Origin of the sequence: Planosporangium flavigriseum (assembly GCF_011947225.1) — a bacterium.
Classification (GTDB): Bacteria; Actinomycetota; Actinomycetes; order Mycobacteriales; family Micromonosporaceae; genus Planosporangium; species Planosporangium flavigriseum.
This window is the reverse complement of sequence record NZ_JAATVW010000028.1, coordinates 25,727-46,318: the sequence shown is the minus strand read 5'-3', so window position 1 is coordinate 46,318 and position 20,592 is coordinate 25,727. Positions and strand designations below refer to the sequence as shown.

Here is a 20,592-nt window from a genome sequence, read left to right as displayed (position 1 = left end):
GCGTCGAAGTCGGCCATCACCGACACCGACATGGCCCTGGAGATGACGAACTTCTCGAAGGCGCAGATCCTGACCCAGGCCGGTACCGCGATGCTGGCCCAGGCCAACATCGCCAGCCAGGGCGTGCTCAAGCTCCTCGGCTGAACCGGCTGGACCTAATCGCACGACAACTACATAGGCACCGGAAGGGGTGGCCCGCGTGCACGCGGGCCACCCCTTCCGGCATTGCGGCCCCCAGCTACCGACCGGATCGACATCCTGCGCCGCCAGGTGCGGCCGCGCTACGTCGTCGCGCACGGTCACCTCGTGGCCGAGAACCCGGTGGCCGAAACGACGCTGCACTGGCCGGGCGAGGAGACCCGTACGGTCGACTTCCTCCGGGACACGGACCGACCGGGGCAACCGTAGGCTGCGACCGTGGCGTCTGAACCGGGTGCGCGTGCGTTTATCGAACAGGTACTCGACAGCGGCTCCTGGGTGCCCTGGGACGATCCGGAGCCGACGCTCGCGGACGTGCCCGACGATTACCGGGCGGCGCTCGCCCGGGCGAGGCAGGAAACCGGCCTGACCGAGGCGGTCCTGACCGGAGAGGGTCGCATCGCCGGCCGGCGAGTCGCAGTGCTCGCTGGGGATTTCGGTTTCCTCGGCGGCTCCATCGGGGTGGCCACGGCCGAGCGCCTCCTGCTCGCCATGGAACGGGCGACCAGGGAAGCGCTGCCGCTGCTGGTCGCCCCCGCCTCCGGCGGCACCCGCATGCAGGAGGGCACCCTCGCGTTCCTGCAGATGGTCAAAATCACTGACGCTGTCGCCGCGCATCGGGCAGCCGGCCTGCCCTACCTGGTGTACCTGCGACACCCCACGACCGGCGGCGTACTGGCCTCGTGGGGTTCGCTGGGGCACGTCACGCTGGCGCAACCGGGCGCGCTGATCGGGTTCCTCGGCCCACGGGCGTACGAGGCGATCCGGGGGGAGGCACCCCCTGACGGCGTCCAGTCCGCGGAGAACCTCCACAAGCACGGGCTGATCGACGCGGTCGTACCCGCCGAGGAGCTCGCGGAGACGATCGAACGCGTGCTCAACGTCGCGTGCGCGCCGCACCCGGTAGGCGTCCGGCCGCCCGCGCCGTACGGATCCGTACCGGACGTCTCCGCGTGGGAGTCGATCCAGCGGACCCGGCGCGCCGACCGGCCGGGGGTGCGAGACCTCCTCCGGGCCACCGCGCTGGACGTCGTGCACCTGCACGGCAGCCTGGAGGGGGACGTCGACGAAGGCGTCGTCCTCGCGCTGGCCACGTTCGGCGGCCTCCCCTGCGTTGTGGTGGGACATGACCGGAGCGGGCCGGCCCTGTTTCGAAGTGCGCTACGGGTGGGCCGCCGGGGCATGCGGCTGGCCCGCGAACTGCGCGTGCCGCTGCTCACCGTCATCGACACGCCCGGCGCGGCCCTGTCTCCGGAGGCGGAGGAAGAGGGCGTCGCGAGCGCGATCGCGCACAGCCTGCTGGACCTGGTACGCCTCGACGCCCCCACCGTGTCGGTCGTGCTCGGGCAGGGGGCCGGCGGCGCCGCGCTCGCCCTGCTGCCGGCGGACCGGGTGCTCTGCGCCCAGCACGGCTGGGTGTCGCCGCTCCCGCCGGAAGGCGCCAGCGCCATCGTCCACCGCACACCCGATCACGCCCCGGAGGTGGCCGCCGCGCAGGGCGTACGCTCGCTCGATCTGCTGCGGCACGGCATCGTCGACCGGGTCGTCCCCGAGTTGCCCGATGCCGCCGAGGAGCCGGAGTCGTTCCTGGACCGGATGGGGCTGGCCATCGAGTACGAACTGGCGAGTGTCCTGGTCACCGATCCGGTCAGCCGCCTGACCGCGCGGCGCGCAAGGTACCGCAACCTCGGCCGGGAAACGTTGACGTCAGATACCTGATCTCCAAATAGGACGGCAGCCGCTCGCATTCGATCACCGCTCCGGCCTACGGCAGCGTCCGAACTTTTTCACGCCTCGAGTTGTGAGCCCCACTGCCAACCCATAGGTTCTCTTGTGGACGGAGCCTTACCAAGAATACCGGCGCCAGCGGATAGGTGACGTCACAATTCGCGTCGGATCCGGGCTTTCATGACGTATCTAAATGATGGCCCGGTGTATCGACACGCCAAGGTAATCACGAGAGGGAGGAAATCATGAGTTTCGGTGGACTCAGCCCCAGCTACGGCGGGAGCTCGAACTGTGGCAACAACCAACGCCGCAGCCGGCACCACCACCGCAGCCGCAGCCGCAGCCGCAGTCACAGCCGCAGCCAGTCCCGCCACACGGGGTCCTACTGAGGCATGTGCCAGGCGGCAGCGGAACCGCTTCGCGCGGTTCCGCTGCCGCCTGGCGCGGGAAAGGCGGCCGTGGCAACGGAAGGATTCCGGTGGACGTATGGCCTTGCTGAGACCCGACGCGGCTAAGCGGCGCGCCGTTTCGGCACCCGCCCCCGACGATGACGCGGAGTACGTCGAGCAAGCGGCCGCGGTGCCGATCAGCACCATTCTCCGTCGCTTCTGGCCTTTCGTTCGTCGGCGCCCCGTCGGCCTGGCGGCCGTGCTCGGCATCAGCACGGTCGCGCCGTTTATCGAAGCCGGCGAGGTCTGGCTGTTCAAAATTGTCGTCGACGATATGCTCATCCCGAAAAATTTCGGCGTTTTCCCGCGCGTCGCGGCGCTCTACCTTATTTTCCTGCTTATCCAAGGGGTTCTCCGCTTCGTCGACGGCGTTCTTTCCACCTGGTTGAGCCAGCGGTTTCTCATAGACCTGCGCGGGCACGTTTTCCGGCACCTGCAGGCGTTCTCGATCGACTTCTTCCAGCGCCGGCGACTCGGCGACCTGGTATCCCGCCTCACCAGCGACGTGTCCGCCATCGAGTCGTTCCTTCTCGGCGGTGCCGCCGACTTCGTCGCATACGCGGTGCGCATCGCGGTGTTCTCGGTGATGTTGTTCCTCCTCGACTGGCGACTGGCGCTGGTCTCGCTCGTCGTCGCACCCGTCTTCTGGGCGGTGGCGCGCTTCTTCAGCCGGCGGATCAAACAGGTCTCCCGGGAGTCGCGCCGCAGGTCAGGATCGATCAGCGTCGTCGTCGAGGAAGTGCTGCGCAACGTTCCCCTGGTACAGGCCTACGGGCAGCAGGAGCGCGAGAGCAACCGCTTCACCCGCGCGGCGGAGGCGAAGTACCGCGCTGAGATGTCGTACGCCCGATTGCGCGGCGTGTACTCGCCACTCATCAACGGGGTGGAGATGATCGGCGCCCTGGTCGTCATCGGCTACGGCGCCTGGCAGGTGTCCCACGGTCGCCTCACCGTCGGCGAACTGCTCGTCTTCGTTACCCTGCTCAGCCGGCTGTACGGTCCGATCCGTGGCATCAACGGGCTGATGACCAGCGCCTACGCCGCCGCTGCCAGCGCCGAACGGCTGGTCGAGATCCTCGATGAACGTCCGAGCGTCACCGACCCGCCGTCACCACGCGAGCTGCCGTCCCAACCGTCCGTGGTGGAGTTGCACGAGGTGTCCTTCACCTACCCGGAGACGAGCACGCGGGCGCTGGACAAGGTGTCCCTGCGGGTGGGTACCGGCCAGGTCCTCGCGCTGGTCGGCGCCAGCGGCGCCGGCAAGTCCACGATCGCCCGGCTGCTGCTGCGGTTCCACGACCCCGACGACGGGCAGGTAACGGTGGACGGTATCGACCTCCGGGATCTCCGCCTCGACGACCTGCGCCAGAACATCGCGGTCGTGCTCCAAGAGACCCTCGTCTTCGACGGCACCATCCGGGACAACATCGCGTACGGTCGGCCCGGCGCGACCGACGCGGAGATCGAGGCGGCCGCCCGGGCCGCCGACGCGCACGACTTCGTCATGGCCATGCCCGACGGCTACGACACCCGGATCGGCGAGCGCGGTTCGCGCCTCTCCGGTGGCCAGCGCCAGCGGATCGCGATCGCCCGTGCCATGATCCGCGACGCGCCGGTGCTGCTCATGGACGAACCGACGACCGGGCTCGATCCGCAGTCCGGCGCGCGGGTCCTCGAACCGGCCCGGCGGCTCATGGCCGGCCGGACGACGATCGTGATCTCCCACGACCTGCTCCTCGCGCGGGACGCCACCGAAATCGTGGTGCTCGACCACGGCGCCATCGTGGAGCGGGGCACCCACGACGAACTGTTGAAGCGGGGCGGCCACTACCGGCAGTTGTACCGGTCATCGGGGCTCGCACTGCACCGCCGGCAGCGGTTCACCGGGGTCGCGCCGGTCCCGACCCGTGGTATCGCGGCGGGGCCGACCAGTCCCGCTCTCGCGGGAGCCGGGCATTCGACAGCCACCCTGCCCAACCCTTCGGAAGGAAGAACGGTGCTCCCATGGCCGTAGCGCCAGCCACCGAGGTCAGCGAAGCCACACCCGAGGAGGAGTGCGAACCACCGTTCCCACCGGCCTACCCGCTCGCACCCGGCTACGAAGTCCTGGCGCACATCAGCCGCGGCGACGCGCTCGACGTCTACGACGTGTGGAGCTACGAGCGGTTCTGCAGTTGCATAGCCAAGGTGATCCGCCCGGACCGCCGAGGGGTCGAGCGGGTACGCACGCGGCTCCTGCGGGAGGGCGAACTGGCGCTGCGCATGTCCCACCCGCACCTCGTGCGGGCCTACGCCGTGTTCCGCGAGCCGGACCCGGTCGTCATCCTCGAGACGTTCCCGGGCCTGACGCTCGAGGACTACATCGAGATGGCGCCCCGTCGACTGCCCATCGTCGACCTCGCCTACCTGGGACTGCACCTGTGCAGTGCGATGCACTACCTGCACGGCACGGGATACCTGCACCTGGACCTCAAACCGGCCAACGTCATCGAGCAGCAGGGCATCGCGAAGGTCATCGACCTCAGCCTCGCCGCGCCACCCGGACCGACCACTCGGGGCCGCGGAACCCGTGAGTACCTCGCGCCCGAGCAGGTGCGCGGCGAGACGGTGACCACCGCCACCGACGTGTGGGGAATCGGGACCACGCTCTACGAGGCGGCGTCCGGGGATGCTCCCTTCGCCCCGCTGAACTCCCAAGAGGAGGCGGCCGTGCAGGACCATCGGTATCTTCAGCTGGAACGCCCGGCCGTGCCGTTACGACGGTGGCGACGCACGCTGCCCGCCGAGTTTCGGACCGTGGTCGAGGCGTGCCTCGATCCTGAGCCGGCCCGGCGCCCGAGCCTGCGCGAACTCGCGGCCGTGCTCAAGGCGCTGACCCGCGACCCGTTGCGACCGGTCCTCGACCGGGGGTCTGACGAACGAGTTACAGCTCCGGCTGCGGCACCGATCGCGGGGTGAGCCCCAGACTGCGCACGTACTCCGCGACCTCGGCCAGCGGCGCCACCCAGACGTCGTCGCAGGAGACCACGTAGGCGATGAGCTCCTCCAGGACGGCGGCGCGGGACGGCCGGCTCGTAAGGTCCAGGGATCGCCTTGGCCGCCGAGGTAGAACGGGACCTGGCCACGGTCGGTGTCGAAGTCCGGCGTGAACGTGAAGGTCTGCGGCCGCGGGTCCGGGCCGAGGTCGACGTCCCGGGAGAACGTCTCGGTGAACGGCTCCTCGCTGAGCTGTACGTGGACCTTCGGCCGCGCCGGGCGGCTCGCCGACGCGGTGAACGTCAACGTGTACGGCTGCCCCCGCTGCAGCGGGATGTCGTTCTGCCCGATGATGACGTCGGACGGCCCGGCCGTACCCCCGGCACCTCGGCTTTCACTTTCCCGTCAGGGGCGGACATCGTCGCGTTGGCGGCGAACCAGCCGCCGGTGTCGTTGTCGTTGAAGCACCCGTTGAAGACCTGTTCTCTCGGGTCCTGTGCCATAACTCCAGCCTGCGTCGCGTTCTCCGGGTCTGCCACGGCGATTGGCGGCATGGTTAGGCAGCCGGCGTGACGTCCGGCGATTTCGACCCGCACGGGACTAGGGCGCGTCGGCCGGGGTAGTCCGCCCTGCCATCAGCCCACCATTTGATGTGATCAGGAGGAGCGCATGGCCATTCAGGGCCCGGCAGACCTGTTCGTCCAGGAACTCTCCGGCGTGTACGACTCCCAGAAGAAGACCACTGAGTGGAAGGGTGAGGTGGTCAACCAGGTCCGCGACGCCAACGTGCAGCAGCTCATCCGGACGGAGCAGCAGCAGGGGCAGCAGCTGGTGCGCAACCTCGAGTCCTGCTTCCAGGCCCTGGGCACCCAGCCGCAGGACGTCCGCTGCCTGGCCACGGATGGGATGCGAACCGAGTACCAGAAGTTCATGGGTCAGAATCCGCCGCCCGAGACGGTCGACATGGCCACGCTCAACCTCATGGTGAAGGCGGGTAACTACGAACGCGGGTGCTACACGAACCTGGTCGACATGGCGATGGCGATGGGTGAGACGCGGTGCGCCCAGATCCTGCAGACCAACCTGGTGATGATGGACGAGAGCAAGGGCAGGGTGGAGCGGACCGGCCACGAGATGCGCCAGCGGATGATGGCGACCGCTTAGCAGGCCGGGGCTGTCCAGCCCTGTCAGCACTGCCGACCGGACAGCCGGTCTAACGGCCGTTGGCCAGACCGGCCGCAGCGATGGCTGCCCAGGCCACCTCCGGGTGGCAGATGTCGCTGTGGGCGCCGGTGAACGGCGACTGGACGGCGTCGATGACGGAGTTGGCGTCGAGCCGGTAGAACCTGCCGGAGGCAAAGCCGTACGGGAAACCGTCGTCGCCGAGGGGGACCCGGCTCGTGCCGTCCACTTGGTAGCCGTCCGCGCCCATCGCGCCCCAGCGGTACAACAGATCCGCCTGGCTGCTGGCGTCCTGCCGCTTCAGCATGCTGGCCAGCGGATACCACCAGCCGACCGCGCGATCATGCCGGGTGAAGGTGGACAGCAGCGGCCCGTCGACCCGGTTGGAGTAGCCGGCCAGCGCGCCGCCCCGGTCCGGATCGAACGACAGCCTGTCGTTGAACGAGAAGTGGGAGAACGCACCCTGGATCAGCAGCAGCGACTTGATCGGGCTCGCGGCACCGACCAGACCGTCGGCGAGTCCGGACAACGCGTACGCCACGAGCCGGGCGCCGAAGCTGTGCCCGAGCAGGTGTACGCGGGGACGGTGCCCATCCGGGGCGGCCACCGTGGACAGGAAGGGGCCGAGTCCAACGCGCCCCACCTGTCCGGCGCGGTTCTTCATCTCGTAGTAGCTGAGGGTGCGCAGCACCTCGCGGGCGCCGTCCCACAGACCCTCGACGGGGTCGAGCAGTCCTTCCGCCGCCCGGCCATCGGCGTGCGGCCAGCCCGAGTAGTACGTGATGACGGCACCGGTCGGTAGCTCGACGGCGGCCCGCTCCCCCGAGTCCTCGCCCGCGTCGAGGTTCGGGGTGGTCACCAGCCGCTTCGCGCGTTCGTGGAACTCGACGAGTTGGTCACTGCCGCCCTTGCCGTCGAGGAGTTCGCCGATCCGCGCCAGGTTGTCCTCGTTACCGGGGAACGCCGGCTTCAACGCGGTGGCCAGCTCGGCGCCGGAGGATCGGGGAGCGGAAGCCGGCCGCCCGGTGGTCGGATCGTCTTCCGGGAAGAGCAGGGACGGCCAGAAGATACCGACGACCGCGGTGCGGGCGGTCTTGTCCGGCGCATGGCGGGCGAGACCGGCGCCGAGGAGGTCGAACATGGTGCCGTAGAGGCGCCGCGCCGAGTCGGTGCCGTTGTTCCAGCCGTGGGAGAACACGAAGACGTCGTCGAACTCGCCGGTGGTGACCGCGCCCCGGAGTCCGGTGTCGCGTACCAGGGAGCCGCCTTCGGTGAACTCAAGTTCGTAGGAGGACAGACCACCGATTCTCTGACCATCGTTGCCCATGGTGCGCTCCGATCGGCTAGACGTTGGACAGCACGCGCATGAGGTCGAGCAGACCGGCGCCTTCGAAGAACTGGTGCCGGCCCAGCGAGGTGGCGTTGTCGCAGAAACGCTTCTTGATCCAGTCCGGTTGCCCTGTGAACTCGGGGCGGGCGGACAGGAACGCGGCGATCGCGCCCGACACGTGCGGGGCCGCCTGCGAGGTGCCGGACTCCTCGATGTAGCAGGGGTCCGCGTCGGTGAACCGGGCCAGGTCCCGGCTGCGGGTACGGAAATGCGCGACCGCGGCGGAGGTGATCCGCTCCCCGGGCGCGACCAGGTCGGGTTTGGGCCGCCCGTCCAGGGTGGGCCCCTTGGAGGAGAAGAAGCTGACGCCGTGGGTGTGTGGGCTGTCGCGGTGGGTACTGCCCACGGTGATCGCCCGGTCGGCGTTGCCGGGATCGGTGATGGTGGCCAGCGACGCGCGGGGGTCGCCGCCAGCGAACGGGTCGGCGGTGGCCGCGCCGTTGTTGCCGGCGCTCACCACCGCGACCACGCCGGTACCCACCAGGAGGTTGACCTCTCGGCACAGCGGGCTGCGTCCGGCAGCGTACTCCTGCGGCTGGTAGACGAGTCCCAACGAGAGGTTCACGCCGTGGATCCGCAGGTTGCTCCCGCCTGCGTTGACCTCGCGGACATAGTCGAGGGCCTTGATGACCGCGCTGGAGGTGGTCGTCTCGTCCTCGAGCAGAACACGCAGGCTGACCAGCCGGGCCAGCGGCGCGATGCCGGAGAGCGTACGGCTGGGCTCGAGCGTCCGCGTGGTCCACTCGACCAGGTCCTGGTCGCCGGCGTGGGGTGTCCACTGCTGGCAGGCGATGTGTGGCACCGCCGCGGCCGGGGCAGCCCCGGCGATGATCCCTGCCACGTGGGTACCGTGCCCGCTCAGGTCGACCAGCGCGTCGGCCGGGTCGAACTTGGGCGGCGGCGGATCGCCCCGCACCAGGTAGGTGAAGTCACGGTGCAGCGCCATCACGGCAGGGTCGGTCAGGGTCCCGCCGGCGAAGTGCGGGTGGTCGCGGCAGATGCCGCTGTCGGCCACGCCCCACGCGATGCCGGCTCCGGCGGCGCCGTAGGTGCGGTTGGCGGCGTCCGCCTTCACCGTGGAGATCGAGTGGTCGACGTGGGCTTCGACCACGTAGTCGGGCCAGATCCGGACCACGAACGGTAGCAGCGGAGGAAGCGGGGTGGTGCCCTGGTCGGTGCCGACCAGGCGCTGCAACTGCTCGCGGTCGAGCACCGCCCGCGCGTACATGGCCGAGAGCCGTTCGGGCGGCTGCGCGTCGGGCAGCCGCGCCCGGTAGCCCTCCAGGAACCGGGTGAAAACCTCGTCGGGTTCAACCCCGGCGGAGAGGTTGAGCTCGATGAGAACGCCTCGACGGCCGTCGCCGTAGCTAGCCACCAGGTTCTGCTCCGCGCGCCAGATGTGATCATGACGTAGGAGCGGATTGACGGTCCACCGGGTGACCCGGACACCCCGGCCAGGGTTGCTCATCGGAACTCCAGACCATGTTGGATACCCCCATTGGACGAGTAATTCCTGCCCGCTACAGGTCAGCGCGCACCGACTGTGCAAACAGGCACGGGGAACGGACGGCGCGTAGCGCTCATCAGGTACGCGATCCGGCGGCCCGATCGACGACGTCGCCGAGCGACTGCGGGCGGCCGGCATGCGCGTCGAGCAGATCCTCCGCTCGGTAGGCGTGATCACCGGGACGGTGGACCAGACCAGGCAAGACCAGATCGCGGCCATGTCGGGCGTGGCCGCGATCGAACACGCATCCATGATGGACATCGCACCGGGGGGATGCCGACCACGATCGGCATCCCCCCTGTCGTGCGAACTACAGGTCGAGGACCAGCCGGGGGCTCTTGGACCGCCCGACGCAGATCATCATCGTCTGGCCGCGCTCGCGTTCCTTGGCGGACAGGATCGTGTCGTGATGGTCGGGCACGCCCTCGAGTACCTTCGTCTCACACGTCCCGCAGAAGCCCTCCTCGCAGGAGGTCATCACGTCCGGTGCGACGTCACGGACCGCGTCCAGGATGCTGCAGCCGGGCGGCACGGTGACAACGCACCCACTGCGCGCCAGCTCCACCTCGAACGAGACTTCGGCGCTGTCGTCGACAGGTTCGGCAGCTCCGCTCGCGCCGAACCGCTCCAGGTGCAGGCTGATACCGCGGTCCCCGCAGCGCTGCTCGGCAGCGGCCAGCAACCCCTCCGGGCCGCAGCAGTAGACCGCCGTGCCCGGCTCGGCCTGCTCCAGCAGAGCGTCCAGGTCGAGCAGGCCGCGCTCGTCCTGCGCGACGATGTCGACCCGGTCGACACCGTCGACTCCGTCGACACCGCCCCGCCCCAGCTCGACGAGTTCGTCCACGAAGGCCATCGTCGAGCGGGACCGCCCACCGTACGCGAGGCGCCAGTCGGCGCCGCGCGCCTCTGCCTCGCGGATCATCGCGAGGATCGGCGTGATGCCGATGCCGCCGGCGAGGAACAGGTAACGCGGGGCGTCCTCCAGCGGGAACCTGTTCCGCGGGCCGCGTACCGAGACGGTCTTTCCGACCAGCGCGGTCTCGTGCACCTCCCGCGAACCGCCCCGGCCGTCCACCTCCCGCAGCACCGCGATCGTGTACGCGCGCCGGTCGTCGGTACGCCCGCAGAGCGAGTACTGCCGCACCAGCCCGGACGGCAACACCAGATCCAGGTGCGCGCCCGGCTCCCAGGCCGGCAGTTCCCCGCCGTGCGGATCGACGAGGCGCAGCGACAGGACGCCGTCGGCCTCCCAGGTCGCGGTCTTCACGAGAAGCTGGCGCAGATCGCGACTCGCGTCGCTCACGGTTTCCGGCGCGCTTTCCATCATTACGGTCATGCTCATGTGCCTTTGCGGTATCTCAGAGGGTCGCCAGGGCGGGTTTGCGGCGGCCGCCGCGGAGAACGTCGAGGAAGGGCGCGGCCAACGCCACGCCGCGGACCACCACGAGCATGTCCACGGCCTCGCGAAGCGCCGCCATCGCCGTGTTGCCCTGCGGGGTGTCCCAGTTGCCGGACCCCACCACCAGCGCGGCGACCAGGGAGCCGTTGGCCTGGGCTGCTTCGGCCACGGTCAGGCAGAACCGGGGCGGCACCTCGGCCAGGTCGGTGGCGAGCAGGACCACCATGTCGGCGTCGTCCACGAGCCGGGCCACGGTGAGGCCGTCGGCTGCGGGCCGCCAGCCGGTCGTGGCCAGCGGTGCGGAGCCGAGCCGGGGCTCGGCGCCGTCCGAGCCGGTCAACGGCGTGACGCCGCGAACGGTCATGACGCCGTCCAGGCCCCGCGCCACCATGTCCTCCTGCGCGCGGGCCGCGTCCGTGCCGAGTGGTACGAGCAGAACGTGGGCCTCGTAGGAGCGCCTGTTCATCGGGTTTCCTTCCGTTCCTATTCGGCCCATGGCCGGACGACGACGTGCGGACTGTCCGGGCCCGTACCGGCGGCGAGGCGGTCGAGCATCTCCCCCACCCCGGCGAGCGGCACCTCGACGGTCGGGACCTTGTCCAGTTCCGGCCCGACACCGTCGGCCAGCAGGTGGATGCTCTGCCGTACCCGTTCCGGCGCGCGTCCGCGCACCCCTCGTACGGTCGCGGTCAATCTGGTGAGCTCGCTGGTGTTGAGGGTCGCCGCCGTGGAGCCCTTCCCGCCGGCGAGGACGAGCCGCCCGGACTGGGCGAGCAGCGAGACGGCGCGGGTGACGCTGTCCGCGCCGGCGCCCGTCAGGTCGAGCACGACGTCGGCCATCCGCCCGCCGGTGGCGTCGACGACGCGCTCCCGCAGGTCGTCACCGGACGACTCCACGGTCGTGGCGCCCATCGCCGCGGCGATGTCCAGCCGCGACCGGTCCCGCGGCAGCCCGCACACCACAACATTGCCGGCGTCGCCGTGGTGCGCGGCCGCGACGGCGGCGAGGCCGTGGTAGCCGGGGCCGAGCACGACCACGGTCTCGCCGCTGCTCAGGGCGCCGGCGCCGAGCACCCAGTCGAGCGCGTTGGCCAGTGGCAGCGCCCACGCCGCGCGTCCGGTGTCGACGCCGCCGGGCAGCGGGTGGACCACGGCTTGCGGCGGCAGGTACATGTACTGCCCGTTGCCGCCCCACAGGGCCGGCGCCTCGTCGATCGCGATCAGCCCCACCCGGCGGCCCTCGCCCCACATGTCGGTGCGCGGGCACAGCCGGTACCGGCCGTCGGCGCACCGGTCACAGTGGCCACAGGGCAGGTACTCCTCGATGACCACCCAGTCGCCCGGCCGCACGGCCCAGCGCCGCGCGGCCTCGTCACCGATCTCGGCGATCTGGCCGTAGACGTGGTGGCCGAGCACCGTCGGACTGGGCAGGCCGGCGGAGTGCAGCCCGACGTCGGTGCCGCAGATGCCGCTCGCCTCGACCCGCAGCCAGCCTGAGTCCGTGTCGCACGCCGGGAGCGCGAACTCCCGAAGCTCGGTCTTGCTGCCCGGCAGCGCGACGCTCGCGAGCGCGGTGCTGTCCCTCATCGGCGGAACCACCGGCGCTGCTGCGACTGCGGGGCCGTCACCTGGGCATTGTTGACCTCGTCGCGCAGGTGCTGCCAGATGTCGTAGACGATCTCGCCGTACTCCGGCCGGTGGCGCAGTTCGAGGACGTCGCGGGGGCGCTCGAACGGCACGTCGACGAATGCCTTCGCGCGCCCCGGGCGGGAGGTCATGATCATGATGCGGTCGCCGAGGGTCACCGCCTCGTCCACACTGTGCGTGATGAAGATGACCGTCTTGCGGGTCTCGTCCCAGATCCGCAGCAACTCGCTCTGCAGCAGCGTCTTGTTCTGCTCGTCGAGTGCGGAGAACGGCTCGTCCATCAGCAGCACGTCCGGGTCGTTGGCGAAGGCCCGGGCGATGGAGACCCGCTGGCGCATGCCGCCCGACAGCTGGTGTGGGTAGCAGTCCGCGAACGCGGTCAGCCCGGTCTTGTCCAGGTAGTGGCCCACCGTCTCCTTGATCTCCGCGGCCGGCGCCCCGCGCATGCGCAGGCCATAGGACGCGTTGTCCCAGACCGTCATCCACGGGAAGATCGAGTCGCCCTGGAAGACCATCGAGTTCTCCGGCCGGCCCTCGGTCGACCGGAGCACCTCGACGGTGCCCGCCGTCGGCTGCTCGAGGTGGGCGAGGATCCGCAGCAGCGTCGTCTTCCCGCAGCCGCTGGGACCAACGATCATGAAGAACTGGCCACGCGGGATGTCGAGGTCGAGCGAGTCCAGCGCCGTCACCATCCGGTCCTTGGCCGGGAACTGCTTGAGCAGGCCCCGGACGCACACCTTGATCTCCGGCTCGGCGGTGCCGTCCTGCGGCCGCGAATCCCGCAGCGCGGTGGTCGTGTACTGATCGGTCACCGGTCGGTCCTCCAGGGAGTGACGATGCGGGCAACCCAGCCCAGCAGAAGCGACATGACGTAGCCGATGACCGCGATCACCAGCAGCCCGACGTACATCGTCTGCACCGAGTACAGCTGCCACGCGTTCCAGATCATGAAGCCGAGACCCGACTGGGCCCCGACCATCTCGGCGATGGCGATGAGGATCAGCCCCAGGCCGGCGCCCAGCTCGACGCCGGTCATGATGCTCGGCATGGCACCGGGCAGGGCCACGGTGCGGAACACCTTCATCCGCTTCGCGCCGAAGTTCTTCGCGACGTCGTAGTAGATCGGCTGGATCTGCATGACGCCCGCGGCCGTGTTGAGCACCACCGGGTAGAACACGCCGATCGCCACCATCACGACCTTCGACATCTCGCCGAGGCCGAAGATCAGCAGGATCAGCGGCAGCAGCGCGCTCTTCGGGATCGGGTAGGTGCCGGACACGAGCGGCGAGACCGCCGCCCGGAACGGCCGGCTCAGCCCCATCAGGACGCCGAGCACGAGGCCGGGTACCAGCCCCAGCCAGAACCCGAGGAACAGCCGCTGCAGGCTGGCCCACATGTGGGTCCACAGCTCGCCGCTCTTCATCAGGGTGACCATCTGGTCGAAGATGCTGCTGGGCGCCGGGAAGAACCGCGCGTCGATCAGGCCCGTACGGGCCAGCAGCTCCCAGACCACGAGCAGCGCCACCGGCGTGGCCGCGGCGAGGAGGCGGTCCCGGTTGCGGGCGGTACGCCAGCGCGACGGCCGTACCGGCGCGCCGCTTGGGCGGGCGATGCCCCGTGTCTCAATCAATGGTGCGGTGGCCATGTCTACTCCTTCCGGGCCCACGGCCCACTAGGACCCGGCCTTGGCGAAGGCGCCGAGCTTCTCGGCGGCTGCCTTGGCGAACGAGGAGTCGACGAGGTCGTCGACCGCCGGCGGGTTGCCCTCCAGCCAGCCCTGCTGCTTGAAGAAGTCGTAGTCGCGACGCAGGCTCTCGGTGTTCACGACCCCGTCTGGGTTCACGTAGTTGGCGACGATCGTGCGGTACAGCTCGGGCTTGAGCCCGGTCGCCTTGGTGACGATGCCGACGATCTCATCGGCGTTCTTGCCGCTCACCTTGCCGTCGGACAGCGCGGACACGTAGTCCCGGGCACCCTCCAGGTACGCCGTCATGACGCACTTGCCGAGCTCGCTCTTCTCCGCGGCGAACTTGCCGCCATACAGGACCACGGCGAGCTGCTGGTTGTCGTAGAACGCCGGCGGGTCGCCCAGGCGCACCGCGACACCGCGCTGCTCGGCGACCGTGGCGGACGGCTCGGTGATCAGGGCCGCGTCGATCGCCTTGTTCATGAACGCCGTCGGCTGCTCGGCGAAGCCGATGAACTCGTGCTTCACGTCGCCGTACGAGAGTCCGCCGCTCGCGAGCAGGACGGCCGCCGTGTTGGAGGTGGCCGTCGCCTGCGCCGGCTCGGCGACCTTCAGACCCTTCAGGTCGGCGATGCTCTTCACCTTGCCGCTGTCGTACAGGTCCTTGCGGACCATGAGCGGCATGTAGCCGTAGCCCTTGGGCATCGAGCCCTTGTCCGCGACGATCTTCAGCTTCACACCGCGCCCGACCGCGTTGTAGAACCCGGCCGACGGTGCGCCCGCGCCGACGTCGAGCTGGCCGGAGCCGAGCGGGGCGATCATCTTCGCGGCCGAGTCGAACGGCACGAACTTCGCGGTCAGCCCCTGCTTCTTGAAGTAGCCCTTGTCCTGGGCGACGTAGAAGGGCGCGTCGCTCGCGCTCTTCGTGATGCCGATCGACACGGTCTTGCCGTTACAGGACTCCTTGGCCGCTGCCTGGTCCGAGCCGCCGCCGCAGCCCGCGGCGAACAGCGCCACCGTGGCGGCGACCCCGGCCGCGACCGCGCCACCGCCGACTCTGCTCATTGCACTCATGTCACTCGTCCTTATGTCGGTCGCGAAAGTTCAGATAGAGACGAAGTCCGTGCCCGGCTCGGCGATCAGCGCCTCCTTGGCGCCTTCCTGGAACGGCACCGTGCTCGGCAGGATGATCGAGGTCGAGCGGACCCGCTGGTGCTCCGGTTCGGCGCCGGGCAGCACGTCGGTCGAGTCGAGCTCCTCCAGGGCGGCGAGCAGCCGGCGGCGCGCCAGGATGATGGCGGCGTCACTGGTACCCAGCCGCTCCTTGGTGCGGTCGCAGATCGTGCCCATGCTCTCCTGCAGCGAGGCGTCCTGCATCGAGATGCCTTCCACGCCGCTGAAGCTGCGCTTCTCCTTCTGCGCCTGCCGGTCGATCAGGAAGTCGTTGTCCTTGTTGGCCAGCGGGCGGTAGGTGCCGGGGAGGTACTTGACGTGGATGCCGTCACCGGCGCGCATCGCGGCCAGTTCGTCCTCGCGCAGCGGGCGGCTCGGGTGGTAGTTGATGCTCCACGCCCAGCAGTTCTCGTCGTCGATCGGCACCCAGGCGTGGCCGCCGAGCGGGTTGTGCGTGCCGAACGGAGGAATGATGGTGTACCACGGCATGATCCACTGCGTGATCCGCCAGTAGTAGTTCTCCTCGTCCGCAACGCGGCGGGCGCCGATGACCAGGCCGCCATCGGACTCGGCCACCTCGAACTTCGGCCGGGTGTCGGCCTTGAGGTACTTCAACCCCTCGGTACCGGCGTGCATCGGGTCGTCGTCGATATTGAAGCGGTGGGCGAAGGACACGTGGCTGGAGTCGATGCCACCCTCCATCGCCTGCAGGTAGTTGGACTCCTGCCAGCGCTTGGAGACGAACCGCTGGTCGTCTTCGAGCAGCGCCCACTCCAACTCGGGCAGCTCGGGGCGCTTGTCGGCCGGCCCCATGTAGGTCCAGATGATGCCGGCCCGCTCCACGCAGGGGTACGCCGTCTGCTTGATGCGGTTCTTGAAGTTCGAACCCTCGGGCTCGGACGGCATGTCGACGCAGTTGCCCTCCACGTCGTACTTCCAGCCGTGGTACGCGCAGCGCAGGCCGCACTCCTCGTTCCGGCCGAAGAACAGCGACGCGGTGCGGTGGCTGCAGAACTCGTCGAGCAGGCCGATGCGGCCCTGGCTGTCGCGGAAGGCGATGAGCTGCTCGCCCAGCAGCTTGACGCGCACCGGCGGGCAGTCCGGCTCCGGAATCTCCTCCGCGAGCAGCGCCGGGATCCAGTACCGGCGGAAGAGGCCGCCCATCGGGGTGCCCGGGCCGGTGCGGGTGAGGAGCTCGTTCTGTTCCTGGGTGAGCATTGCTGTCCTTTCGTGCGGGTGGAGCGAATGTCCTAACGAGAACGTTGGGCGGCCTCGACCGGCGCGCGGTCGGGTTCGCCGGGCACGACGGGCGCACCGCCGTTCGCGCGCTGCGCGCGCCAGACAAGGGCGAGGACGGCGGCTACGGCGTACGTCGCCATGACCGCGAGCCAGCCGTCCGTGTAGTAGCCGATGCCGTCGGCGATCAGGCCGAAGCTGATCGGGCCGAGGGCGAAGCCGAGATAGAGACCGACGGCGAGGATCCCGGAGGCGGTGCCGATGACCTGTACGGGACTGACGTGCACCAGCGCGATCATGACCACGACGTTGGCGGCGAGCCCGCTCGCACCGAAGACCACCGCCCCGGCCCACATCAGCGCCGGCTGGTGGAGGTGCTCCGCCGCGAGCACGGCGGACACCCCCAACCCGCCCGCAATGGCGAGCAGGAACAGCGGGTGGTACGGGTCACGCATCCGGTCCGCGCCCCGACCCCAGCCGATCCGGGACACGAGGCCCACGCTGCCGACCACGGCCGCGGTAAGGCCGGCCACCCGCACCGACAGGTGCAGCCGCTCGAAGCTGTACAGCGGCAGGTAGACGTTGGTCGCCTGCAGCGCGGCGCCGGTGAGGAGCGCGTATCCGGTCAGCCACCACACCGCCGCCGGCAGGTCCGCCAGCCGCCGGCCGTGACGGACCCCGGTCGCCGGCGCGTCGTCCGGCACGGTGCCCCGGACGAGCAGCAGGCCCACGACCGCGACGGACGCGGCGACGGCCGCGGCGCCCCGCCAGCCGAGCAGCACCGCGACGGTGGGCAGCACCAGGCCCGCGGTGAACTGGCTCAGCTGGACCCCCGCCTGCTTGAGACCCATGAGCGGCCCCCGCCGACCGGCGGGCACGTGCGCCGCGATGAGCTGGTTGGTGACCGGGTTGGACAGTGCCTGCACGGCACCGCAGACCGCCACTGCCAGCAGCAGCCACCCGAAGGACTGTGCGACGGCGGCGCCGACGAGCGCGAGCGCGGAGCCGGTGAAGAGGACGACGAGCACGACGCGGCTGCTGAAGACGTCCGCGCACCTGCCGACCAGCGGAGAGGCGATCGCCGCGGCGAGGAACGCCACCATCGCGAAGATCCCGAACTCCGCGCGGCTCAGCCCGAGGTCGGCCGTGACCAGCGGGGAGGTCGCGTTGAGCGTGTAGAGCGCGAGCGGACCGACCCCCATGGCGAGCGCAAGCGTGAACCCGAAGCCACGGGGCACGGAGCGCTCCCCGGCTTGCTTCGAAATCTCCATCGCGCCGCCTTTTCGCATGTCGAACACTCGTGCGTAGTACGGTCAACGTAGTGAGGCTCACACCGGGTGTCAACGGCCACACGAAACCTGTCCGCAATTTCGCCAAAACGGATTACGTCCGTTAAATGGCCCGCAACCTGCGGCCTCCACGGGCCACGGCGCCGGGCGCCTGCGCACGCTCTGGATCCGCGATTGCGTACCGTTCACTAAGGACGCTAGTGTTCGCCATGCGCACATCAGTGCTCCGGCGCGGCGATGCCGGCAAAACGTGCACGGTACGTAAAATGAGCTGTCGATACGCGCGGAGAGAGCGAGGCCCTGATGAGCGACCCGACGCGCCGCTCGCCTCGCAACACGGATTTCGTCCAGTCCCTCGCGCGCGGGCTGGCGGTGATCAACGCCTTCGACGCGGCCAACCCGCGGATGACCCTGAGCCAGGTCGCCCGGGCCGCGAACATGCCACCCGCCGCCGCCCGCCGCTTCCTGCTCACGCTGCTGCAGTTGGGCTACGTCGCGTATGAGGACGGGCTGTACTCGCTGCGGCCACGCGTGCTCAGCCTCGGCTACGGCGCCCTCTCCCGGCTGACGCTCCGTGACGTCGCCGAACCGCACCTGGAGAGCCTCGCCGCCGAGGTCCACGAGTCGACCTCGCTGACGGTCCTCGACGGCGCCGACATCGTCTACGCCGCCCGGGTGGCCACCTCACGAATCATGACCCACGCTCTCGGCCTCGGCAGCCGCCTACCCACTCATGTCACCGCCATGGGCCGGGTGCTGCTCGCCAACCTGCCACCGGACGCCCTGGAGCAGCACCTCGACCGGGTGCGCTTCACCCGCCGGACCAGCAGGACCATCTGCGACGCGGACGAGCTGCGCGCCGAACTGGACCGCATACGCAAGCAGGGCTGGTGCATCGTCGACGAGGAGCTCGAGGAGGGGGTACGCGCGGTCGCGGTACCCGTACGCTCCCGGCACGGGGTGACCGTCGCAGCGCTCAACGTGGCCACCCACGCCAGCCGCCACTCCGTCGACGACCTCCGGCGCTCGATCCTCCCACCACTGCTGGCCACCGCGGCCCGGATCGAGGCGGACCTGCTCATCTACCCCGCCACGCCGGCGCCCGACCAACGAGGCAGCGCACGTGTCTGACCAGCCCTTCGTTCAGTCCCTGGAGCGTGGACTGGAAGTCCTGCGCACCCTCAACGACTCCCCCGCCGGGCTGACCCTGGTGGAGGTCGCCAAGCAGACCGGGATGACGCGCGCCGCCGCGCGGCGGTTCCTGCTCACCCTCGTCGAGCTGGACTACGCGAAGTTCGACGGGCGGACGTTCACGCTGCGACCCCGCGTGCTGCAGATCGGCCACGCGTACCTGTCGAGCCTGCGGCTACCGGACATCGCACTGCCCCACCTGGAACGGCTGGCTGCGGCGGTACGGGAAACGACGTCGTTGACGGTGCTCGACGACGACGAGGTCGTGTACGTCGCCCGCGTACACGGGTTCCGGATTCTCACCGTCTCCATCGCAGTCGGTACCCGCCTGCCCGCGTACGCGACATCGACCGGCCGGGTCCTGCTCGCCGGCCTCGACGACGCCGCATTGCGGTCCTATTTGGAGCGGACCGCGCTGCGGCAGTTGACCGCCGACACCGTCACGAGCGCCGAGCACCTCGCTCGCGACATCGAAAAGGTCAGGCGGCAGGGGTGGATCATCGTGGACCAGGAGCTGGAATCGGGGCTGCGGTCGATCGCGGCACCCATCCGGGACGCGCAGGGTCGGGTCGTCGCCGCGGTCAACACGTCGACCCACGCCAGCCGGACCTCGCTGGACACGATGCGCCGGTCGTTCCTGCCGCACCTGCTGGAGACGGCGAAGAACATCAGTACTGAGATCGCGGGCGGCCAGTTCCCCTGAACCGGTCCGGAGCTAGTTGCACGCGGCCGGTACACGCTCCGGCTGACGTTAGCCCTCCACTCGAAGAGGTAGGGGTGATTCAGCAGAACCGGTTCCCGTACGCGATCGAGAGGTAGGCGATCCCTATGAGCAGCGTCGGTGCCCTGCACGGGATCAACGCGGTCGCCCCGGCCCGACCCGCCGTCGCGAACCCCGCGGCGGTGGCCGCTCGGAAGTACGCCGTCGAGCTGATCGGAACGTTCTTCCTCGTCTTCACGGTGGGCACCACCACCTTCACCGGCAGCCCATTGGCGCCCCTGGCGGTCGGCGCGGCCCTGATGGTCATGATCTACGCCGGTGCGCACATCTCCGGCGGCCACTACAACCCGGCCGTGACCGCGGCAGCGCTGATACGCGGCCGGATCGACTGGCGCGACGCCGTCGGGTACTGGGCCGCCCAACTCGCCGCCGGCCTGCTCGCCGCGCTGGTCGTCCTCGGGTTCATCGCCCCGGGGCCCGGCGGGGCTCGGCCGCTGTCCGGCCACGCCCTGGCAGCGGCCTTCGTCGCGGAGCTGCTGTTCACCTTCGCGCTCTGCTACGTCGTGCTCAACGTCGCCACGAGCAGCGACCACCCGGTCAACTCCTTCTACGGCCTGGCGGTCGGCTTCACCCTGGTGACGGCGGCCATCGCCATCGGCCGCATCTCCGGCGCCGCGATCAACCCGGCGATCACCCTCGGCGCCTGCGCCATGGGCCTGATCGCCTGGTCGATGCTGGGAATCTACGTGGTGGCCGAGTTGATCGGCGGCGTCGCGGCGGGGTTCGTCTTCCGTGCCCTGAACCCCGCCGACAAATGAC

At 69.8% G+C, this 20,592-nt stretch carries 20 protein-coding genes and 1 pseudogene; 9 read left to right on the top strand and 12 right to left on the bottom strand.

Going from position 1 to position 20,592, the window contains the following annotated elements; genetic code table 11:
• Window positions 1-15 precede the first annotated feature (15 nt).
• From HC028_RS25105 to HC028_RS25085, 5 genes are all read left to right on the top strand, one after another.
• Complete coding sequence (locus HC028_RS25105) at window positions 16-144, top strand: flagellin (protein ID WP_476742330.1); 129 nt, start codon at window positions 16-18, stop codon at window positions 142-144.
• Between the two features lie 81 nt (window positions 145-225).
• Window positions 226-408 carry a hypothetical protein gene (locus HC028_RS25100; protein WP_168079904.1) on the top strand — a complete coding sequence of 61 codons (183 nt, stop codon included), beginning with the start codon at window positions 226-228 and terminating at the stop codon, window positions 406-408.
• 9 nt (window positions 409-417) lie between these two features.
• Window positions 418-1,917, top strand: a complete 1,500-nt coding sequence (locus HC028_RS25095; protein ID WP_168079903.1) for a carboxyl transferase domain-containing protein — start codon at window positions 418-420, stop codon at window positions 1,915-1,917.
• A 495-nt stretch (window positions 1,918-2,412) separates the two neighbouring features.
• On the top strand, window positions 2,413-4,389 hold the full coding sequence (locus HC028_RS25090; RefSeq protein ID WP_168079902.1) for an ABC transporter ATP-binding protein: 1,977 nt from the start codon (window positions 2,413-2,415) through the stop codon (window positions 4,387-4,389).
• Window positions 4,380-5,333 carry a serine/threonine-protein kinase gene (locus HC028_RS25085; RefSeq protein WP_168079901.1) on the top strand — a complete coding sequence of 318 codons (954 nt, stop codon included), beginning with the start codon at window positions 4,380-4,382 and terminating at the stop codon, window positions 5,331-5,333. Before HC028_RS25090 ends, HC028_RS25085 begins: the two co-directional genes overlap by 10 nt.
• Before the next feature lie 153 nt (window positions 5,334-5,486).
• Here the strand turns inward: HC028_RS25085 and HC028_RS28825 are convergent.
• Window positions 5,487-5,720: pseudogene (locus tag HC028_RS28825) on the bottom strand (carbohydrate binding domain-containing protein); the annotation flags it as partial.
• 300 nt (window positions 5,721-6,020) lie between these two features.
• On the opposite strand from HC028_RS28825, the gene HC028_RS25075 reads away from it, so the two are divergent.
• Window positions 6,021-6,515 (top strand): YciE/YciF ferroxidase family protein, encoded by a 495-nt coding sequence (locus tag HC028_RS25075; RefSeq protein ID WP_168079900.1) that lies wholly within the window; start codon window positions 6,021-6,023, stop codon window positions 6,513-6,515.
• A gap of 49 nt (window positions 6,516-6,564) precedes the next feature.
• On the opposite strand, the gene HC028_RS25070 is transcribed toward HC028_RS25075, so the two are convergent.
• The 11 genes from HC028_RS25070 to HC028_RS25020 form a co-directional block, all read right to left on the bottom strand.
• Entirely contained in the window at window positions 6,565-7,860 is a 1,296-nt protein-coding gene (locus HC028_RS25070) for a serine/threonine protein kinase (protein ID WP_168079898.1), read from the bottom strand.
• Window positions 7,861-7,876: 16 nt separating this feature from the next.
• Window positions 7,877-9,391, bottom strand: coding sequence for a S8 family serine peptidase (locus HC028_RS25065; protein WP_168079896.1), 1,515 nt, complete (start codon window positions 9,389-9,391; stop codon window positions 7,877-7,879).
• Between the two features lie 115 nt (window positions 9,392-9,506).
• Window positions 9,507-9,674 (bottom strand): hypothetical protein, encoded by a 168-nt coding sequence (locus tag HC028_RS25060; protein ID WP_168079894.1) that lies wholly within the window; start codon window positions 9,672-9,674, stop codon window positions 9,507-9,509.
• 66 nt (window positions 9,675-9,740) lie between these two features.
• A complete protein-coding gene (locus HC028_RS25055) occupies window positions 9,741-10,772 on the bottom strand; it encodes a PDR/VanB family oxidoreductase (protein WP_239075683.1) in 1,032 nt (343 codons plus the stop codon).
• A gap of 16 nt (window positions 10,773-10,788) precedes the next feature.
• The gene (locus HC028_RS25050; RefSeq protein ID WP_168079892.1) at window positions 10,789-11,295 is read right to left on the bottom strand and encodes a hypothetical protein; all 507 of its coding nucleotides are present in this window, start codon (window positions 11,293-11,295) and stop codon (window positions 10,789-10,791) included.
• 17 nt (window positions 11,296-11,312) lie between these two features.
• Window positions 11,313-12,416: a zinc-dependent alcohol dehydrogenase gene (locus HC028_RS25045; RefSeq protein WP_168079890.1), complete on the bottom strand. Its 1,104-nt coding sequence runs from the start codon at window positions 12,414-12,416 to the stop codon at window positions 11,313-11,315.
• Complete coding sequence (locus tag HC028_RS25040; protein ID WP_239075682.1) at window positions 12,413-13,288, bottom strand: ABC transporter ATP-binding protein; 876 nt, start codon at window positions 13,286-13,288, stop codon at window positions 12,413-12,415. The genes HC028_RS25045 and HC028_RS25040 overlap by 4 nt, the downstream gene beginning before the upstream one ends.
• Window positions 13,285-14,121, bottom strand: coding sequence for an ABC transporter permease (locus HC028_RS25035; RefSeq protein WP_168079889.1), 837 nt, complete (start codon window positions 14,119-14,121; stop codon window positions 13,285-13,287). The genes HC028_RS25040 and HC028_RS25035 overlap by 4 nt, the downstream gene beginning before the upstream one ends.
• Window positions 14,122-14,148: 27 nt before the next feature.
• Window positions 14,149-15,237: an ABC transporter substrate-binding protein gene (locus HC028_RS25030; protein WP_168079887.1), complete on the bottom strand. Its 1,089-nt coding sequence runs from the start codon at window positions 15,235-15,237 to the stop codon at window positions 14,149-14,151.
• 30 nt (window positions 15,238-15,267) lie between these two features.
• Window positions 15,268-16,554 carry a Rieske 2Fe-2S domain-containing protein gene (locus HC028_RS25025; RefSeq protein WP_168079885.1) on the bottom strand — a complete coding sequence of 429 codons (1,287 nt, stop codon included), beginning with the start codon at window positions 16,552-16,554 and terminating at the stop codon, window positions 15,268-15,270.
• 32 nt (window positions 16,555-16,586) lie between these two features.
• Complete coding sequence (locus HC028_RS25020) at window positions 16,587-17,843, bottom strand: MFS transporter (protein ID WP_168079884.1); 1,257 nt, start codon at window positions 17,841-17,843, stop codon at window positions 16,587-16,589.
• Window positions 17,844-18,164: 321 nt separating this feature from the next.
• Here HC028_RS25020 and HC028_RS25015 point away from each other — a divergent pair, with 321 nt between their 5' ends.
• The 3 genes from HC028_RS25015 to HC028_RS25005 all read left to right on the top strand — a co-directional run bounded on the left by HC028_RS25015 (window position 18,165) and on the right by HC028_RS25005 (window position 20,591).
• Window positions 18,165-18,992, top strand: coding sequence for an IclR family transcriptional regulator domain-containing protein (locus HC028_RS25015; protein ID WP_168079883.1), 828 nt, complete (start codon window positions 18,165-18,167; stop codon window positions 18,990-18,992).
• Window positions 18,985-19,755 (top strand): IclR family transcriptional regulator domain-containing protein, encoded by a 771-nt coding sequence (locus HC028_RS25010; protein ID WP_168079881.1) that lies wholly within the window; start codon window positions 18,985-18,987, stop codon window positions 19,753-19,755. Before HC028_RS25015 ends, HC028_RS25010 begins: the two co-directional genes overlap by 8 nt.
• A gap of 125 nt (window positions 19,756-19,880) precedes the next feature.
• A complete protein-coding gene (locus tag HC028_RS25005) occupies window positions 19,881-20,591 on the top strand; it encodes an MIP/aquaporin family protein (protein ID WP_168079879.1) in 711 nt (236 codons plus the stop codon).
• The last annotated feature ends 1 nt before the right edge of the window (window position 20,592 follow it).

Excerpts from the sequence above, each read along its gene's own strand:
- HC028_RS25045 (WP_168079890.1), bottom strand. The coding sequence starts at position 12,416 with ATGAGGGACAGCACCGCGCTCGCGAGCGTCGCGCTGCCGGGCAGCAAG.
- HC028_RS25015 (WP_168079883.1), top strand. The coding sequence starts at position 18,165 with ATGAGCGACCCGACGCGCCGCTCGCCTCGCAACACGGATTTCGTCCAG.
- HC028_RS25005 (WP_168079879.1), top strand. The coding sequence starts at position 19,881 with ATGAGCAGCGTCGGTGCCCTGCACGGGATCAACGCGGTCGCCCCGGCC.
- HC028_RS25030 (WP_168079887.1), bottom strand. The coding sequence starts at position 15,237 with ATGAGTGCAATGAGCAGAGTCGGCGGTGGCGCGGTCGCGGCCGGGGTC.
- HC028_RS25020 (WP_168079884.1), bottom strand. The coding sequence starts at position 17,843 with ATGGAGATTTCGAAGCAAGCCGGGGAGCGCTCCGTGCCCCGTGGCTTC.
- HC028_RS25065 (WP_168079896.1), bottom strand. The coding sequence starts at position 9,391 with ATGAGCAACCCTGGCCGGGGTGTCCGGGTCACCCGGTGGACCGTCAAT.
- HC028_RS25070 (WP_168079898.1), bottom strand. The coding sequence starts at position 7,860 with ATGGGCAACGATGGTCAGAGAATCGGTGGTCTGTCCTCCTACGAACTT.
- HC028_RS25055 (WP_239075683.1), bottom strand. The coding sequence starts at position 10,772 with ATGAGCATGACCGTAATGATGGAAAGCGCGCCGGAAACCGTGAGCGAC.
- HC028_RS25025 (WP_168079885.1), bottom strand. The coding sequence starts at position 16,554 with ATGCTCACCCAGGAACAGAACGAGCTCCTCACCCGCACCGGCCCGGGC.
- HC028_RS25035 (WP_168079889.1), bottom strand. The coding sequence starts at position 14,121 with ATGGCCACCGCACCATTGATTGAGACACGGGGCATCGCCCGCCCAAGC.
- HC028_RS25085 (WP_168079901.1), top strand. The coding sequence starts at position 4,380 with ATGGCCGTAGCGCCAGCCACCGAGGTCAGCGAAGCCACACCCGAGGAG.
- HC028_RS25075 (WP_168079900.1), top strand. The coding sequence starts at position 6,021 with ATGGCCATTCAGGGCCCGGCAGACCTGTTCGTCCAGGAACTCTCCGGC.
- HC028_RS25090 (WP_168079902.1), top strand. The coding sequence starts at position 2,413 with ATGGCCTTGCTGAGACCCGACGCGGCTAAGCGGCGCGCCGTTTCGGCA.
- HC028_RS25050 (WP_168079892.1), bottom strand. The coding sequence starts at position 11,295 with ATGAACAGGCGCTCCTACGAGGCCCACGTTCTGCTCGTACCACTCGGC.